Genomic DNA, 17018 nt, shown 5'->3' with positions numbered 1-17018 from the left:
CGGCATCGGATAGTGTTCTGGCTGCCATCGATTGGCCGCATGTCCGATGAGGGAACCCGGTGAGAGTCCGGGGCTGGCGCGCAACGGTAACGGTTCATCCCGAAGCCCGATCGCTCGTCGGACGCCGCGTCTGTCCGATCCCGGCCTCGCGCACAGGCCCTGACCGTGGAGCGTTTCGTCATGCACTTCGCACGTGGTCGTCTCCGACCGCTCACCATCGCCGCGCTCGTACTCGTCTTCGTCCCCGCATGCTCAGCGGCGACGGATCCGACCGACGCCGAGCGTGCATCCCGCCCCGGCTTCCCCCGAACCGTGGAGAACTGTGGACGGACCACGACCGTCGACCATCCGCCTGGGCGAGTGGTGTCACTGAATCAGGGGAGCACCGAGATCCTGTTGTCGCTCGGGCTCGCCGACCGTGTGGTCGGCACCGCGACGTGGACCGATCCGGTCCGCTCGGATCTCGCCGCCGACAACGCTCGTGTGCCGCGCCTGTCCGACAACCAGCCGTCACTGGAGACCGTGCTGAACACCGAACCGGAGCTGGTCACCGCATCCTTCGGGGGCACGCTGGGTCCTGGGGGTGTCGCCACGCGCGAGCGTCTCGAGCAACTCGGGGTCAGCACCTATCTGTCGCCGAGTGACTGCGACGGCAAGACCGCCGACAGCGTCAACGCCGACGGCGCGCGCACCGAGCCGTTCACGATGGACCTCATCCACCGCGAGATCCGTGAGCTCGCAGAGATGTTCGACGTCTCCGAGCGTGGGGACGATCTCATCGCACGTCTGCGCGCGCGGGAAGAGCAGGCGGCCGCCACGCGCTCGTCCGGCGTGACCATGGCGTTCTGGTTTGCCGACACCAGGACCCCGTACATGGCGGGCTGCTGTGGATCGTCGGGTGTGATCGCGTCGGCGGTCGGTGCCACCAACGTCTTCGCGGATACGAAGGACGAATGGCCACAGGTGAGTTGGGAGACGGTCGCCGACCGCGATCCGACGGTGCTGGTGCTGGCCGATCTGAGTCGTCGCAGTATCGACGGTGATGCCCTCGCGAGCAAGATCGCGTTCCTCGAATCGAATCCGGTCACCCGGGAGATGCGCGCGGTTCGCGACAAGCGATACGTGGTGGTCAACGGAGCCGATCTCAACCCCTCCATCCGGACCGTGGATGGTATCGAGAAAACCGCTGCGGCGCTTCGGCAATGGCACTTGGTGAGTTGACCGCGGCGACGAAGTCCGCACGTGGTGTGTGGACGTCGGCGACGATCGGGCTCGCCATCCTCGTCGTCTCCCTCGCGATGTCGATCACGATCGGGGTCGCCGACCTGTCGGTGGTTGATGTCGGACGTGTCGTCGGCAGCCATCTCGGTGGTGGTGACTCGGGGTTGTCGGCGATCCGGGACGGCATCGTGTGGGAACTGCGGTTGCCCCGGGCGCTGATGGCGGCCGTATGCGGGGCGGGATTGGCGTTGTGTGGTGTCGTCATGCAGTCGCTGCTGCGCAACGCGTTGGCCGACCCCTACGTGCTCGGTGTGTCGTCCGGGGCGTCGACCGGAGCGGTCGTGGTGGTGGTCCTCGGCCTCGGCGGTGGTGCGTTGTCGTTGTCGCTCGGGGCGTTCGTCGGTGCCATCGGTTCCTTCGCCGCGGTCATGGCGCTGGCCGCGGGAGCCGGTGGCGGGACGTCGCGCATCGTTCTGGCCGGTGTCGCGGGCACGCAGCTGTTCTCGTCGTTGACCTCGTTCATCGTCATCTCGTCGGCCGACGCGGAGAGCACCCGTGGAATCCTGTTCTGGTTGTTGGGTTCGTTGAGTGGGGTCGACTGGACCGACGTCGCGGTGGGTGCGGTCGTCGTCGGCGTGGGGACCGTGTTCTGTCTGACGCAGGCGGCGGCGCTCGATGCCTTCACCTTCGGCGAGAATGCCGCGGCCGCACTCGGAATCGGCGTACGCGGTGTGCGGACGGCGTTGCTGTGCGTCGTGGCGCTCGTGACCGCTGCGCTCGTCAGTGCTGTGGGCGCGATCGGGTTCGTCGGGTTGGTGCTGCCGCACGCGACTCGGTTGATCGTCGGGACCCGGCATCGGCGTCTGCTGCCGGTCGTGGTGATCACCGGGGCGATCTTCATGGTGTGGGTGGACACGATCGCACGGACGGTGTTCGCGCCACAGGAGGTGCCGGTCGGGGTGGTCACCGCACTCATCGGTGTCCCGGTGTTCGCGATGTTGCTGTTCCGGATGCGTGTCCCGACATGAGGCTGATGCTCGAATCATGGGCGCACGGATGAGGAGGACAGATGGTACTGGCCGCTGATCGGGTGTCGTGGCGGCGCGGTGGCACCCGGGTACTCGACGAGATCAGCCTCGACGTGACGCCGGGGGAGACGCTGGGCATCCTGGGGCCCAACGGTTCCGGCAAGTCCTCGTTCCTGAACGTGCTCGGCGGATTGGTCCGGCCCGACCGCGGCAGTGTGTGTCTCGACGGTGTCGACCTGCGACGGATGCGCCGACGACACGTCGCGCGACGGGTTGCGATGGTTTCCCAGCACGCGACCACCGACATCGACATCTCGGTGCGTGACGTGGTCGCCCTCGGACGCATTCCGCACGGGTCGTTCCTCGGCGCGGACCGTGCGTCCGAGCGGATCGTCGACGAGGCGATCCGCCGTACCGGGCTCGCCGACAAGGCGGCGAGGAAGTGGCACACCTTGTCCGGCGGTGAGCAGCAGCGCGCGCAGATCGCCCGCGCGCTCGCCCAGGAACCGCAGGAGCTGCTGCTCGACGAACCGACGAACCATCTCGACATCGCCCACCAGCTCGACCTGCTCGGGCTGGTGGCCCGGTTACCGGTCACGGCGTATGTCGCCTTGCACGACCTCAATCTGGCCGCGATGTTCTGTGACCGTGTGCTGGTGCTGCGACGAGGCCGTGCGGTGGCTCTCGGACCGCCGGATCAGGTGCTCACCGCGGCGTTGATCGCAGACGTCTACGGTGTGCACGCCGACCTCGTGGACACGGGCGGTCCCGCACCGTCGGTCGTCTACCGCGCGAGTGTCCGGCCGGGGCCGCCCGACCCGGTTCTGCTGTCAGCAGAACCGGCGGAAATCGGTGCGTCGCGCGACCTACGATCGGCCCATGAGTGACCGACCTGCATTCGTCTCGCCGGCCCGGCGAAACCCGGCGTCGGAACACACCACGGAGCCACTCTGGCGTGAGGTGATCGGGCGCATCCTTCGTCGTCATCGGCACGAGCGCGCCGAGCGGCTCGTCGAGACCGCCGAGCGCGCCGGGGTGTCGAGCCAGTACCTCTCCGAGCTGGAACGCGGGCGCAAGGATGCATCGTCGGAACTGTTGGCAGCCGTCGCCGGCGCACTCGATCTGAGTCTGTTGGACCTCACCCGAGAGGCCGCCCGCGAGTTGTCGCGGATGGCGCCGGTGCCGGTGTTGACCGCCACGACCGCGGCGCCACCGGCCGTGGTGCCGATGCGCGGGCTGCGCGGACCGGTGGCGCTCGCCGCGTGAGGCCGCCGGGTCATCGGGCCGGATGTCCGCGGGTGTCGATGATCTGGTCGGCGATCCCGTAGTCGACGATCTCGGTGGCCCGTAGTACCCGGTCGCGATCGGTGTCGCGGCGCAGACTCTCCAGATCCTGACCGGTGTGTCGACTCATCGCTTTCTCTATCTCCTCGCGGACCCGCAGGATCTCCTCGGCGGCGAGGATCAGGTCCGGGATGGTCCCGCGGCCCTGGCCCGACGGCTGGTGCAGGAGGACCCGGGAGTGCGGGAGCACCGAACGCCGACCCGGGGTGCCCGCGGCGAGCAGGAGTGCCGTCGAGGAGAGTGCTTGTCCGACACAGGTCGTCGCGATCGGCGCGTGGCAGTACTGCATCGTGTCGTAGAGCGCGAAGGTGGCCATGATCGATCCGCCGGTCGAGTTGATGTAGAGATCGATGGGGGCCTCGGGGTTCTCCGAGTCCAGGTGCAGGATCTGGGCGATCAGTGCGTTGGCGACGCCGTCGTCGATCTCCGTGCCCAGGTAGATGATCCGATCGTCGAGCAGACGGCTGTAGACGTCCATGACGCGCTCGCCCTGCGGTGTCCGGCTGATCACGTTCGGGATCGTGTAGGTGCTCATCGCGTGACCCCGAAACCCGTGGAAGCCGGTGTGAGCGGGCGGATCTGCGTCACGTCATCGACGATGTGGTCGATGAATCCGTAGTCGAGGGACTCCTCTGCGGTGAACACGTGATCGCGCAGCGAATCGGCGAACACCTTCTCCACCGGCTGCCCGGTCTGCTCGGCGATGATCGTCAACACGGTGTCGCGGACGTGACGCAGATCGTCGGCCTGCAGTTCGATGTCGGGGGCATATCCTCCGATCCCCGCGGAACCCTGGTGCAGAAGCACTTTGGCGTGGGGAAGGGCGAAGCGTTTGCCACGGGTGCCGCAGCACAGCAGGAACTGTCCGGCGCTGTAGGCCATGCCGAGGTCGACGGTCACGACGTCGTTGGGAACGAGTCGCATGGTGTCCATGATCGCGAGCATCGCGGGCACCGAGCCGCCCGGCGAATTGATCCAGAGACTGATGTCGGCGACGGGGTCTTCGGCGGCGAGGAGTACGAGTTGCGCGCAGAGCTCGCTGCCGATCTCGTCGTCGAGTGCCGAGTCGAGCATGAGGATTCGTTGGGTCAAAAGGCTTTCCGCTGTTCTCTTGCGTAGCGGCAGGGGCCGTCGGTCTTCGCTCATGGCATTCAGCGTGACCATGTGCGGGGCCGTTGTCTGCGGCGTGCTGCTCTGGGCAGAGTGCTGCTGCTCTGGGCAGTCGGCCGAGCCCGTCAGACCACGTCGACGTCCGGGCGGGCGTCGGGGATGGTGACCAGCGCACGGCGGTGCAGGGACGCGGTGGGCGTCGCGATCGTCTGTGCCACTCGATATTCGGCCTCCCAGCGGTCACGGTGCAACCGGTTGAGCACGTAGCCCCGTTGCGCGTTGCCGAAGCGGACGTGCGGGGAGGCGGCCTTGATCGCCCGGTCACGATCGTCGCTGTCGGAACCATCGGCTCCGGATGCGATCGAGGTGCCGGCCAGTTCCACTCCCACGGTGGGCGAGTCGCGGCGGTAGGTCGGGCGCAGATCGGCGACCACGTTGCGGTGGATGTCACCGACGATGGACACCAGGTTGGTCACACCGCGCGCACGTGCACCGTCGAGGATGCGCGCGCGGGACGCCTCGTAGCCGCTCCAGCCGTCCATGCTGACGGCGCGGGCGCCGTCGTCGGTGTGGGCGAGATCGGCGATGGTGGTCTGATGTGCCAGGACATTCCATCGACGCCGACTGCGGGCGAGGCCGTCGAGAACCCACCGCTCCTGGGGTGCGCCGAGGATGGTGCGGCGGGGATCGGCCGTCGCGGCGTTCTGCGGAGCGTCGTTGTCGTCGTTGGCCTGATCGCTGCGAAACGATCTGGTGTCCAGGACGCTGAACTCGGCGAGGTCGCCGAAGGCGAAGCGCCGGTAGGCGCGGATGTCGGTGCCGCGCGGCTGCTGCGTCACGCGCACCGGCGTGTTCTCCCACCATGCCTTCAGCGCTTGGGCGCGACGCAGTGCGAACTCGGGTAGCGGTTGACGGTCTTCGGGAATCGCTGCGGCCCAGTTGTTGTCGACCTCGTGGTCGTCGAAGACACTGATGAACGGACTGGTGCGGTGGGCGTGGCGCAGTTGCGGGTCGAGTTTGTAGAGCGCGTAGCGGTCCCGATAGTCGTCGATCGAGGTGGCCTCCCGTCGGGCGGATTCGGGCATCGCGTCGGTCTGTCGTCGCCCGCCGCGCGTCGGGATCGGCTTCTCGTAGATGTAGTCGCCCAGGTGGAACACCACATCCGGCGCGGCCGAAGCCATGTCGGCGTAGGCCGCGAAGAAGCCGTCGGCCCACGATTGGCACGACGCGAACGCGACGCTCAAGGCGCCGACGCGCGCGCCGGGCGCGGGGGCGGTACGGGTGCGGCCGACCTCGGACAGATCCCCGAGCGCACGGAAACGGTAGAAATAATCGCGCCCCGGTTCGAGGCCTCGGACATCGACGTGGACGCTGTGGCCGTGTGCGGGGGTCGCGAGTTCGAATCCGCGACGGATCACTCGACGCATCGACTCGTCGGTGGCCATCTCCCAGTCGACCACGACCGGCGCGGGTCCCATGCCGCCGCCGCGGGCGAGCGGTGCCGCCGCCAATCGTGTCCACAACACGACACCGTCGGGCAGGGGGTCGCCCGAGGCGACCCCGAGGGTGAACAGTTGCGCGCCGCGACGGGGCGCGCCCACCGACGCGGCGGTGTCGCCGAACAGTCCGGGGAGGAACGCGACTCCCGCGGCGACGCCGGTCCAGGTGAGGAAACGTCGACGGGAGGTGCCTGCGTGCACCGTCTTGTCGGGGTCGATGAGGAGGTCCGGCCGAGGGCTGGTGCGCATGACCCCAGCCGAACAAGGGCAATTGACTCCACGTCGTCGGCCGGTTGACTGTCGCATGAGGTCCGTGTGAATGCGTGTCGACGCGGTTCACGCGGATGTCATCGAGTCTGGACGTCGATCAGCCGGCCACGACCATCCAGACGGCGATGTAATGCAGCAGCGCGGCCACCGCGGTACAGGCGTGAAAGACCTCGTGATGACCGAACACCCCGGGCCAGGGATCGGGCCAGCGGGCCGCATAGAGCACCCCGCCCACGCTGTAGAACACCCCACCGACGGCGAGCAGCACGAGCACGGCGACCCCGGTGTGGGTGACCAAGGCCGGGGCGACCGCCACGATGACCCAACCGAGCAGGATGTAGAGCGCGACACCCAGCCACCGCGGGGCCGTCGGCCACGCGATCTTGAGCGCCACCCCGCCGAACGCGCCTGCCCACACGATGCCCAACACCCACCAGCGAACCGAGGCGGGTAGGGCCAGCGCGCAGAAGGGGGTATAGGTACCCGCGATGAACAGGAAGATCATCGAGTGGTCTGCGCGTTTCATCCGCACGCGGGTGCGCGGGGTCTTCCAGGCGATGCGGTGATAGCTCGCGCTCACGGCGAACACGCCGAACACGGTCAGCGCGTAGATCGCACACGCGACTGCCGCGCCGGGCCCCCGGATCACGCCCGCACCGATGACGACAGCGAAACCCGCGGCCACCGCGACGAAGGCGGAGTACTGGTGGATGACTCCACGCAACCGGGGCCGTTCGCCCGTCAGCGTCGGATCCATCAGTGCGTTCACAGAACCTACGGTAGCGTAACTTGGCGATTCTGGGCCGGGTGTGACGAGGATCGCCGCGTGCGAGAAGGCGGATGGCGTCGCGAGGCGGCCGGGCGAGGACACCGTCGGGTCATCCGCGGGCGCTAGGCTGGTTCGCGATGAAGCTCCTTCCCGATCGCGCGCGTCGACCGATGCTCCGCGTCTACGAACGCAGGCTTATCCAGCTGACCGACGCGTCCCGCCTGCCGCGCCACGTCGCGATCATCTGCGACGGCAACCGACGCTGGGCACGCGAAGCCGGCTTCGAGGACGTCAGTCACGGCCACCGCGTCGGGGCTCAGCGCATCGCCGAGATGCTCGGCTGGTGTTCGGATCTGCAGATGTCGACCGTGACCATCTACCTGCTCTCCACCGAGAACCTCCAACGGGCGTCCGACGAACTCGACGCGTTGATGGAGATCGTGCCCGACATCGTCGACGAGATCTCGGGTCCCGACGGCACCTGGCGCGTGCGCATCGTGGGCAGCCTCGCCGGGCTGCCCGACGACGTCGCCGAACGGTTACGCAAGGCCTCCGAGCGCACCCAGGACCGGAGCGGGATGAACGTCAACGTGGCGGTCGGTTACGGGGGACGGCAGGAGATCGTCGACTCGGTCCGGTCGCTGCTGCGCGAACGCCTCGACGCCGGCGACAGCGCCGAGGAGATGATCGACGCGGTCACGGTGGAGGCCATCGACCGCAATCTCTACACGAAGGGACAACCCGATCCCGATCTCGTCATCCGGACGTCGGGGGAGCAACGGTTGTCCGGATTCCTGCTGTGGCAGAGCGCTTATTCGGAGATCTGGTTCACCGACGCATACTGGCCGGAGTTCCGGCGGGTGGACTTCCTGCGCGCGCTGCGCGACTACTCGGCGCGCAATCGGCGGTTCGGCAAGTAGTCGGCGAGCAGATCGAGCAGTGCATCGACGTCGGTGGTGAACGATGACGCCGACGGGGTCCCGAATCCGACCACGATGCCGCCGGACTCCTGGGGTACGTCGGGGTGACGGAATCCGGACAACCCGACGAGCGCGATGTCGCGACGGGCCGCCTCTGCGGCGATGAGCGGCTCGATGTCCGCGGGAACCGGGATGACCGCGTGTAGACCGGCCGCGATGCCGGGTACGTCGACCCCGGTGCGGGCCAGTCGGGCGGTCAGTACGTCCCGACGACGTCGGTAGAACTGCCGGCTGCGTCGGATGTGCCGGTCGTAGGCGCCGGTGTCGATCAGGTCGGCGAGGATCAGTTGGTCGACGACACTCGCGTCGGGTTCTCGAATTCCCTTGGCCTGCACCACGGTGTCCACCATCGGTGGCGGCAGCACCAGCCACGCGATCCGTACGGCGGGCGACAGGCTCTTGCTCACCGAACCGGTGTAGATCACCGCGTCCGGTCCGAGTGCCTGTAGTGCGCCGACAGGTTCGCGGTCGTAGCGCAGTTCACCGTCGTAATCGTCCTCGACGATCAATCGGCCGCTGGTCCTGGCCCATTCGATGACGGCCGTCCGACGCGTCGGTGACAGCGCAATGCCCGTCGGGTACTGGTGGCTCGGCGTCAGCAGGACCGCAGATACGCTGTGCGGCAACGCGTCGACGACGGCGCCGCCGCCGTCGATCGGGATCGGGACGGCGGCGGTTCCGCCGCGCTCGACGGCCTGCCGGTGAAATGGCAGGCCGTGGCTCTCGACTGCGATCGTCGTGTCGAACACTGTGCGGGACAACAACTCCAGGGCACTCTTCACCGATGTCGTCACGACGATCTGATCGGGTGTGGTGCGCACTCCCCGGGCGCGTGAGAGATAGGCCGCCAACGACGTGCGCAGCGCGGGGTGGCCGTGCGGGTCGCCGGGGCCGAACGCATCGTCGGGGGCTGCGGTGACTGCGCGACGGGTCGCGGCGATCCAGTCCCGTCGCGGGAACAGCGACGGATTCGGTTGTCCCAGAGAGAAATCGTGCCGTGGTGCGGATCGCACGCTCGACGATGCCGGAGTCAGTCGGGGAGCGGTCGTTCGCTGTGCCGTGTCGGCGACCCGGGTACCGGAACCCTGGCGTGCGACGAGCCAACCTTCGGCGACCAATTCCTGGTACACCGCGGCCACCGTGCCGCGTGCGAGACCGGTGTCGGCGGCCAGCGAGCGGTAGGGCGGGACGCGGGTGCCGGGCGGCAGGCGCCCGTCGTCGATCGCCTCGCGTAACGCCGACGCCAGCGACTGCCGTCGGCGCGCGCCGCGTCCGCGTGCGGTCTCCGTCGGATCCGGCTGTAGGTCGAGATACAGGTCCGTGCCGAGACGTTCGGCAACCACGGTCCACGGATCGGAATTGACTCTCGATTCCATGCATGAATTGAACCACTTTGATGATTCAATTCTCGTCTAGTCTGAGATCTGCCAGGTCGCGACGACGAAAGAGGAGAGCCATGAGAGCGGTTGTGCTGGGCGCGAGCGGGGTGATCGGACGGCAGCTCGTCGACATACTCGCCGAACGAGGCGTGGACGTCGTCGGCGCGCACCGGGCGACGGGGGTCGACGCCTATGCCGGCACCGGCCTCGCCGATGCGTTCGCCGGGGCGGATGTGGTGGTCGACTGCACCAACGTCACCACCACCAGTGCCCGCAAGGCCATCGACTTCTTCGATACGGTGGCGGCGAATGTCGGTGCGGCCGCCACACAGTCGGGTGTCCGACGGGTGGTCTGCCTGTCCATCATCAATGCGGCCAGGCCCGAGGTGAACGCCAAGTTCGGTTACTACCAGGGGAAGGCGGCGCAAGAGAAGCGCTACCGCGACGGGTTGGACAGCGTCACACTCACGGTCGTCCGCTCGGCGCAGTGGTACGAGCTCGCGGTTCAGATGATGGCATCACTGAAGCTCGGCCCGGTGGCGGCGGCGCCACACATGCGCTGTCAGCCACTCTCCGCACACGACGCTGCGGCCGCGCTCGCCGATGCGGTCACCTCGTCCACCGACGGTGTCGTCGAGGTCGCAGGCCCCGCCGTCGTCGATCTCGCCGACATCGCCAAGGCCATCGCGCGCCGGACCGGATCGCCGAGATGGGTCGTCGGGGTGAAGTTCGGCGGTGCCGCCATCCGCGACGGTGGCTTGGTGCCCGACAGCCCCACCGTGACCGCGTCCACCACCGTCGACGAATGGCTGGAGAAGGAGTATTCGGCATGACCGTGACACCGGACAGCCTGCCGGAGACCCGACGAATGTGGTTGCCGCGCACCAATCCGAACGTCTACAAGGCGCTGGTCGCGTTGCAGCGGGCATCGTCGGAAGGGATGGATCCGGAACTCAACGAGCTGATCAAGATCCGTGCCTCCCAACTCAACGGGTGCGCGTACTGCCTGCACATGCATCTGTCCGATGCGCTTGCCGCGGACATGGACCCGCTGCGCCTGGGCATGGTGGCGGTGTGGGCCGAGGCCGAACACCTGTTCTCCGATCGTGAGCGCGTGGTGCTCGAACTGACCGAGCACGTCACCCGACTCGGCGAGAACGGCGTACCCGAAGACGTGTTCGACCGTGCGACCGGGGTTTTCGACGAGGTCGAACTGGGTCAGGTGCTCGCGTCCATCGTGATGATCAACGCGTGGAACAGGATCGCGGTGACCGGACGGTACCCGGCCGGCCTCGACGAGCGGAAGATGCGCTGAGGGGCACCGCACGCGGATCCGTTGTCGCGCAGGTGCTCACAACTTGCGCAGACGCACCCGATTGATCGAGTGGTCGGCATCCTTGCGGAGCGTCAGCGTCGCCCGTGGTCGGGTCGGCAGGATGTTCTCGTTGAGATTGGGCAGATTGATCGACGTCCACAGATCCCGGGCGGCGACGGTGGCCTGCTCGTCGGTCAGCGACGAGTAGTAGTGGAAATGCGACTCGGGATTGGCGAACGACGTGGTCCGCATCTGCAGGAAGCGGGAGATGTACCACTGTTCGATGTCGGCGGTCTTGGCATCGACGTAGATCGAGAAGTCGAACAGGTCCGACACCATGAGTGTCGGCCCGGTCTGTAGGACGTTGAGGCCCTCGAGGATCAGGATGTCGGGCTGTCGGACGTAGTGGCGCACGTCGGGAACGATGTCGTAGGCGATGTGGGAATAGACCGGGGCGGTCACCTCGCGGGCCCCGGACTTGACCTCGGTGACGAACCGCAGCAGTGACCGTCTGTCGTACGACTCGGGAAAGCCCTTGCGGTGCATGATCCCTCGTCGTTCCAACTCCGCGGTGGGGAGCAGGAAACCGTCGGTCGTCACCAGATCGACCTTCGGATGCGAATCCCATCGGGCCAGCAATGCCGCGAGAACGCGAGCCGTCGTGGACTTTCCGACCGCCACGCTGCCCGCGATGCCGATGACGAACGGCACCTGACGATTCGTCTGCCGTTCGCCGAGGAAGGTGGATGTCGCGGCGAACAGGCGCTGACGGGCGAGGACCTGGAGGTGGATCAATCGCGACAGCGGGAGGTAGACGTCGGCGACCTCGTCGAGGTCCACCTGCTCGCCGAGACCCACCAACTGCTGCAATTCGTTGTCGGTGAGCACCATCGGCATGGATTCTCGCAGGTCACGCCACTGTCGGCGATCGAGCTCCAGGTACAGACTGGGGTCGCGCCCGGTCGTGTCGCGTGCCATGGCCTACAGCTTAGGGCGCACTGTTTTCGCGCTGTCGGTAGCCTCCGCTCATGGCCTCGACACGCATCAGTTCCTCTCCGGTCACCGACTACTTGCGTCTCGGTCTCGCGTTCGACCGTCTCGAGGAAGGATTCGTCGACGCATTCACCGGCGACCCGCGGCTACGTGCCGAAGTGGCAGGTGGTCCGGCCCCGGACCCGGCGGAGCTGGCCGACCGGGCGCGGGGGCTGCGTGCCGACCTCCCCGCCGACCTGCCTGCCGATCGCGCCGCCTTCATCGGAGCCCACCTGGCGGCGCTCGAGTGTTCGGCCCGCAAGTTCGCCGGCGAGCAGATCGGTTTCGTCGACGAGGTGCGTGCCTACTTCGACGTCGACATCGCGATGGGCGACGAGCAGGTCTATCGGGATGCGCACGAGGCGTTGGCCGTCGAACTCGAGGTGCCGGGTGCCCGCGGGGCCGCGCTGGCCGAAGCATATGCCGCACACAAACGCGCCGACGAGATCCCGGCCGATCGCGTCGACGATTGTGTGCGCGCCTTCACCGGGGCGCTGCGTGAACGGGTCCGACAGACCTACCCGCTGCCCGACAACGAGATCGTCGACTTCGAGGTGGTCACCGACAAGCCGTGGTCGGGGTTCAACTACTACCTCGGCGACTACCACTCGCGGGTGGCGATCAACGTCGACCTCACCCAGTACATGTCGTCGCTGCCGCATCTCATCGCACACGAGGCATACCCGGGCCACCACACCGAACACTGCCGCAAAGAGCAGATCCTGGTCGGCGGTGGTCAGGAGGAGCAGACGATCTTCTTGGTGAACACCCCGCAGTGTCTGATGGCCGAGGGGCTCGCCGACCACGCCCTCGTCGCGGCGATGGGGCCCGACTGGGGGTTGTGGGCGCAGGAGATCTACGCCGACCTCGGGCTGCGGTTCGACGGCGCGCGTGCGCAACGGGTCTCGCGTGCCACTGCCGGCCTGCTCAGCGTGCGACAGGACGCGGCTCTGCTGCTGCACGATCGTGGTGCCGACGAGGACACGGTGGCCGCGTTCCTCCAGCAGTGGCTGCTGGCACCACCCGCGCGCGCCCGGCAGATGCTGCGCTTCCTGACCTCACCGCTGTGGCGTGCCTACATCAGCACCTACGTCGAGGGCTACCGACTGCTGCGTGACTGGCTCGATCTGGTCCCCGACGCCGACCGGTTGGCCCGGTTCGGACGGCTTCTCGACGAACCGCTCACCCCGGCGCAGCTGAGAGCCGAATTCGGTGTCGACCAGGTCGGCCCATAGACTTGACGCCATGAGCCTGAATTCGATGTCCCTGGCCGAGCTCGATCCCGATGTGGCCGCGGCGATGAACGGTGAGCTGAGCCGGCAGCGCGACACCCTGGAGATGATCGCGTCGGAGAACTTCGTGCCGCGGGCGGTGCTGCAGGCGCAGGGCAGCGTGCTCACCAACAAGTACGCCGAGGGTTACCCCGGGCGCCGCTATTACGGCGGCTGCGAGTACGTCGACGTCGTCGAGGACATCGCGCGCAATCGGGCCAAGGAACTGTTCGGCGCCGACTTCGCCAACGTCCAGCCGCATTCGGGGGCGCAGGCCAACGCCGCCGTGCTGATGGCGCTGATGAACCCGGGGGAGAAGCTGCTCGGCCTCGACCTCGCGCACGGCGGGCACCTCACCCACGGAATGCGGCTGAACTTCTCCGGCAAGCTCTACGAGATCGAGTCGTACGGGGTCAGCAAGGAAGACTTCCGTATCGACATGGACGAGGTGCGCAAGATCGCCCTCGCCGGTCGCCCCAAGGTCATCTGTGCGGGATGGTCGGCCTATCCGCGGACCCTGGACTTCGAGGCCTTCCGCTCCATCGCCGACGAGGTCGGCGCCTACCTGTGGACCGACATGGCGCACTTCGCCGGACTGGTCGCCGCCGGCCTGCACCCGTCCCCGGTGCCGTACTCCGACGTCGTGTCCAGCACGGTGCACAAGACCCTCGGTGGCCCCCGCTCGGGTCTGATCCTCGCCAAGCAGGAATGGGCGAAGAAGCTGAACTCGTCGGTGTTCCCCGGTCAGCAGGGTGGACCGCTGATGCACGCGATCGCAGGCAAGGCCGTCGCGCTCAAGATCGCCGGGACCGACGAGTTCAAGGAACGTCAGGAGCGCACCCTCTCGGGCGCCAAGCTCCTCGCCGAACGTCTCACCGGCGCCGACGTCGAGAAGGCAGGCGTCTCGGTGCTCACCGGAGGTACCGACGTCCACCTGGTCCTCGTCGACCTGCGCAACAGCCAGCTCGACGGTCAGCAGGCCGAAGACCTGCTGCACCAGATCGGTATCACGGTCAACCGCAATGCGGTCCCGTTCGATCCGCGTCCGCCGATGGTGACGTCGGGCCTGCGCATCGGTACGCCCGCGTTGGCCACCCGTGGGTTCGGTGACGAGCAGTTCACCGAGGTCGCCGACATCATCGGTACCGCCCTCGCGGCCGGCACCGACGCCGACGTGTCGGCGCTGCGTGGCCGCGTCTCGCAACTCGCCCTCGACTTCCCGTTGTACGAGGGACTCGAGGACTGGGGGCTGATGAGCCAGCGGTGACGGGCGATTGGCCAGACGGTCACGGCATTGCCTATTCTGTGTGACGATGAACGCATTGACCGAGGATGAGCTGATCATCGCGCTGGAAAAGGCGCTTCCGGAGATCGCCGAGGACCATCAGGCGGCCGCGAATCCGTGGAACCCGCACGACTGGGTGCCGTGGGATGCGGGCAAGAACTTCGCCTTCCTCGGCGGTGAGGACTGGGATCCGTCGCAGGCCACCCTGTCCGACGAAGCGCGCGCGGGCACACTCGCGCTGCTGCTCACCAAGGACAATCTGCCGTCCTATCACCGGGTGCTTGCCAAGCATTTCCCGGCATTCTCCGATTGGCGTCAGCTGGTCGGTGTGTGGACGGCCGAGGACAACCGGCATGCCATCGTGCTGCGCGACTACCTCGTCGTGACGCGTGCGATCGATCCGGTCGACGCCGAGGAGCGTCGGCGGATCCACGTGACCGCCGGGTTCCGGCAGCACACCGAAGACGTCGCCGACCTCGGCCCACTCGACGTCCTCGCACTGATGGCGGTCCACGAGAACCAATGTGTCGGCTTCGTGCAGAAGTTGACGCCCGCGGTGACCGATGACGTCTTCGCGCAGATCCTGGCGAAGATCTCGAACGATGATGCGCTCCAGGCGAAGACCTTCGGTGCGTTCTTGAGCGCGGGTCTGGTCGCCGACCAGGAGAGCACCGTCGTGGCCGTCGACCGCGCCCTCGAGCAGATGACGCGCGAGCCGATCGGGCACGATGTCGCCGACTTCGACGCCGAGCGCGCTCTCATCGCCGGATACGAGGATGCGCAGTCGCATGCCACGATCGCCGCGGCCCTGGCCGACCAGCTGAAACTGGACACACTCCAGGGGCTCAGTGCCGACGCCGAAGCGGCACGCGGACGGATCCTGGCGCTTGCCGGACGCTGACGTCCCGGTTGCCTCCCGGTAACGCCGTTTACGCATAATTCACGCCGACACACCCCGCTCAGACGTACCGAGCGGGGTGTGTCGGCGTACGTTGACGAGTGACGGGCCGCGGGGAAGCGGTTCGTCCGGGAGGTTCGATTCGTGGTCTGCACCAGCAACACGAGAGGGCCGGCCCCGGTCCTCGTCCACCTCGGCTGACCAGCCGGGACGGGCAAGAACCAGCCGGTCGTCGCAACTGGTTTGTGCGGGTGCCGCACAAACGTAGGAGCCCTACGTGACCACACGCACCTACGTCCTCGACACCTCCGTGCTGCTGTCCGATCCCTGGGCGGTTCTGCGCTTCGCCGAACATCATGTGGTGCTACCGCTGGTGGTCATCGGCGAACTCGAGGGCAAACGTCACCACCACGAACTCGGTTGGTTCGCCCGAGAAGCGTTGCGGATGCTCGACGACCTCCGGCTCGAACACGGTCGACTCGACGTCCCGCTGCCCATCGGCGACGAGAACGGCACGCTGCAGGTGGAGCTCAACCACACCGATCCCAGTGTGCTGCCTGCGGGTTTCCGTACCGACAGCAATGATTCACGCATCCTGGCGTGCGCCCTGAACCTGCGCGCCGAGGGCAAGGACGTGACGCTGGTGTCCAAGGACACCCCGCTGCGAGTGAAGGCGGGTGCCGTCGGACTGGCCGCCGACGAGTACCACGCGCAGGACGTGGTGGTCTCCGGGTGGTCGGGGATGGCCGAGATCGAGACCGACACCACCGTCGTCGACACCCTGTACAGCGAGGGAGTGGTCGATCTCGACGATGCACGGGAACTGCCGTGCCACACCGGGATTCGGATACTCGGAAACGGCTCGAGCGCTCTCGGTCGGGTCAACCCGGACAAGCGCGTGCAGTTGGTGCGCGGTGATCGCGAGGCGTTCGGTCTGCACGGACGATCCGCCGAACAGCGCGTCGCATTGGACTTGCTGCTCGACGACAGTGTCGGGATCGTGTCGCTCGGCGGCAAGGCGGGCACCGGGAAGTCGGCGCTGGCGTTGTGCGCAGGACTCGAGGCGGTGCTCGAACGTCGCACACAGCGCAAGGTCGTGGTGTTCCGTCCGCTGTATGCGGTGGGCGGCCAGCAGCTCGGCTATCTGCCCGGCAGCGAATCGGAGAAGATGGGCCCCTGGGCGCAGGCCGTCTTCGACACGCTCGAGGGTCTGGCATCTCCCGAGGTGATCGAGGAGGTGCTCAGTCGAGGCATGCTGGAAGTGTTGCCGCTCACGCACATTCGTGGTCGGTCGCTGCACGATTCGTTTGTCATCGTCGACGAGGCGCAGTCGTTGGAACGCAACGTGTTGCTGACCGTGTTGTCGAGGTTGGGTGCAGGCTCGCGGGTGGTTCTCACCCACGACGTGGCCCAGCGTGACAACCTGCGCGTCGGACGCCACGACGGCGTCGCCGCGGTCATCGAGAAGTTGAAGGGCCATCCGCTGTTCGCGCATGTGACTCTCACCCGGAGTGAGCGTTCGCCGATCGCAGCGCTCGTCACCGAGATGCTCGAGGAGTTCGCGCCCGGTTACTGAGCTCGCTCAGCCGGTGAGTCCGTTCGGTCCGTAGCAGAAAC

17 protein-coding genes and 1 riboswitch are annotated in these 17018 nt (G+C 67.3%); of the genes, 11 read left to right on the top strand and 6 right to left on the bottom strand.

Features of this window, described 5'->3' with window-relative positions:
* Positions 1 to 11: 11 nt before the first annotated feature.
* Positions 12 to 130: riboswitch (cobalamin riboswitch) on the top strand.
* Between the two features lie 50 nt (positions 131 to 180).
* The 4 genes from AAFP35_RS07930 to AAFP35_RS07915 are packed head-to-tail and all read left to right on the top strand — an operon-like array spanning position 181 to position 3515.
* Positions 181 to 1221 (top strand): ABC transporter substrate-binding protein, encoded by a 1041-nt coding sequence (locus AAFP35_RS07930; RefSeq protein WP_419221012.1) that lies wholly within the window; start codon positions 181 to 183, stop codon positions 1219 to 1221.
* Positions 1203 to 2249 (top strand): FecCD family ABC transporter permease, encoded by a 1047-nt coding sequence (locus tag AAFP35_RS07925; RefSeq protein ID WP_419221011.1) that lies wholly within the window; start codon positions 1203 to 1205, stop codon positions 2247 to 2249. The genes AAFP35_RS07930 and AAFP35_RS07925 overlap by 19 nt, the downstream gene beginning before the upstream one ends.
* A gap of 41 nt (positions 2250 to 2290) precedes the next feature.
* Complete coding sequence (locus AAFP35_RS07920; RefSeq protein ID WP_419221010.1) at positions 2291 to 3136, top strand: ABC transporter ATP-binding protein; 846 nt, start codon at positions 2291 to 2293, stop codon at positions 3134 to 3136.
* Complete coding sequence (locus AAFP35_RS07915; protein WP_419221009.1) at positions 3129 to 3515, top strand: helix-turn-helix domain-containing protein; 387 nt, start codon at positions 3129 to 3131, stop codon at positions 3513 to 3515. Before AAFP35_RS07920 ends, AAFP35_RS07915 begins: the two co-directional genes overlap by 8 nt.
* Positions 3516 to 3525: 10 nt before the next feature.
* Here AAFP35_RS07915 and AAFP35_RS07910 read toward each other — a convergent pair whose 3' ends face one another.
* The 4 genes from AAFP35_RS07910 to trhA all read right to left on the bottom strand — a co-directional run bounded on the left by AAFP35_RS07910 (position 3526) and on the right by trhA (position 7229).
* On the bottom strand, positions 3526 to 4128 hold the full coding sequence (locus tag AAFP35_RS07910; RefSeq protein ID WP_419221008.1) for a ClpP family protease: 603 nt from the start codon (positions 4126 to 4128) through the stop codon (positions 3526 to 3528).
* Positions 4125 to 4739 carry a ClpP family protease gene (locus tag AAFP35_RS07905; RefSeq protein ID WP_419221007.1) on the bottom strand — a complete coding sequence of 205 codons (615 nt, stop codon included), beginning with the start codon at positions 4737 to 4739 and terminating at the stop codon, positions 4125 to 4127. The genes AAFP35_RS07910 and AAFP35_RS07905 overlap by 4 nt, the downstream gene beginning before the upstream one ends.
* Before the next feature lie 89 nt (positions 4740 to 4828).
* A complete protein-coding gene (locus AAFP35_RS07900) occupies positions 4829 to 6451 on the bottom strand; it encodes an alkaline phosphatase D family protein (protein WP_419221006.1) in 1623 nt (540 codons plus the stop codon).
* 118 nt (positions 6452 to 6569) lie between these two features.
* Complete coding sequence (trhA, locus tag AAFP35_RS07895; RefSeq protein ID WP_419221163.1) at positions 6570 to 7229, bottom strand: PAQR family membrane homeostasis protein TrhA; 660 nt, start codon at positions 7227 to 7229, stop codon at positions 6570 to 6572.
* Between the two features lie 149 nt (positions 7230 to 7378).
* Between trhA and AAFP35_RS07890 the strand changes: the two genes are divergently transcribed.
* Positions 7379 to 8161, top strand: a complete 783-nt coding sequence (locus AAFP35_RS07890) for an isoprenyl transferase (protein ID WP_419221005.1) — start codon at positions 7379 to 7381, stop codon at positions 8159 to 8161.
* Here AAFP35_RS07890 and AAFP35_RS07885 read toward each other — a convergent pair.
* The gene (locus AAFP35_RS07885) at positions 8128 to 9597 is read right to left on the bottom strand and encodes a PLP-dependent aminotransferase family protein (RefSeq protein ID WP_419221004.1); all 1470 of its coding nucleotides are present in this window, start codon (positions 9595 to 9597) and stop codon (positions 8128 to 8130) included. The genes AAFP35_RS07890 and AAFP35_RS07885 overlap by 34 nt on opposite strands.
* Positions 9598 to 9677: 80 nt before the next feature.
* Here AAFP35_RS07885 and AAFP35_RS07880 point away from each other — a divergent pair, with 80 nt between their 5' ends.
* Entirely contained in the window at positions 9678 to 10433 is a 756-nt protein-coding gene (locus AAFP35_RS07880; RefSeq protein ID WP_419221003.1) for an SDR family oxidoreductase, read from the top strand.
* On the top strand, positions 10430 to 10915 hold the full coding sequence (locus AAFP35_RS07875; protein ID WP_419221002.1) for a carboxymuconolactone decarboxylase family protein: 486 nt from the start codon (positions 10430 to 10432) through the stop codon (positions 10913 to 10915). Before AAFP35_RS07880 ends, AAFP35_RS07875 begins: the two co-directional genes overlap by 4 nt.
* A gap of 36 nt (positions 10916 to 10951) precedes the next feature.
* Here AAFP35_RS07875 and coaA read toward each other — a convergent pair whose 3' ends face one another.
* Entirely contained in the window at positions 10952 to 11893 is a 942-nt protein-coding gene (gene coaA / locus AAFP35_RS07870) for a type I pantothenate kinase (RefSeq protein WP_419221001.1), read from the bottom strand.
* A gap of 50 nt (positions 11894 to 11943) precedes the next feature.
* Here coaA and AAFP35_RS07865 point away from each other — a divergent pair, with 50 nt between their 5' ends.
* The 4 genes from AAFP35_RS07865 (at position 11944) to AAFP35_RS07850 (ending at position 16977) form a co-directional block, all read left to right on the top strand.
* Positions 11944 to 13182 (top strand): DUF885 domain-containing protein, encoded by a 1239-nt coding sequence (locus AAFP35_RS07865; protein WP_419221000.1) that lies wholly within the window; start codon positions 11944 to 11946, stop codon positions 13180 to 13182.
* A gap of 25 nt (positions 13183 to 13207) precedes the next feature.
* Positions 13208 to 14485, top strand: a complete 1278-nt coding sequence (glyA, locus tag AAFP35_RS07860; protein WP_419221162.1) for a serine hydroxymethyltransferase — start codon at positions 13208 to 13210, stop codon at positions 14483 to 14485.
* Positions 14486 to 14531: 46 nt separating this feature from the next.
* On the top strand, positions 14532 to 15404 hold the full coding sequence (locus AAFP35_RS07855) for an acyl-ACP desaturase (protein WP_419220999.1): 873 nt from the start codon (positions 14532 to 14534) through the stop codon (positions 15402 to 15404).
* Between the two features lie 274 nt (positions 15405 to 15678).
* The gene (locus AAFP35_RS07850) at positions 15679 to 16977 is read left to right on the top strand and encodes a PhoH family protein (RefSeq protein WP_419220998.1); all 1299 of its coding nucleotides are present in this window, start codon (positions 15679 to 15681) and stop codon (positions 16975 to 16977) included.
* Positions 16978 to 17018: the final 41 nt, after the last annotated feature.

The organism is Gordonia sp. CPCC 206044 (assembly GCF_048537895.1).
GTDB lineage: Bacteria > Actinomycetota > Actinomycetes > Mycobacteriales > Mycobacteriaceae > Gordonia.
This window is presented reverse-complemented; position numbering and strand designations above follow the sequence as displayed.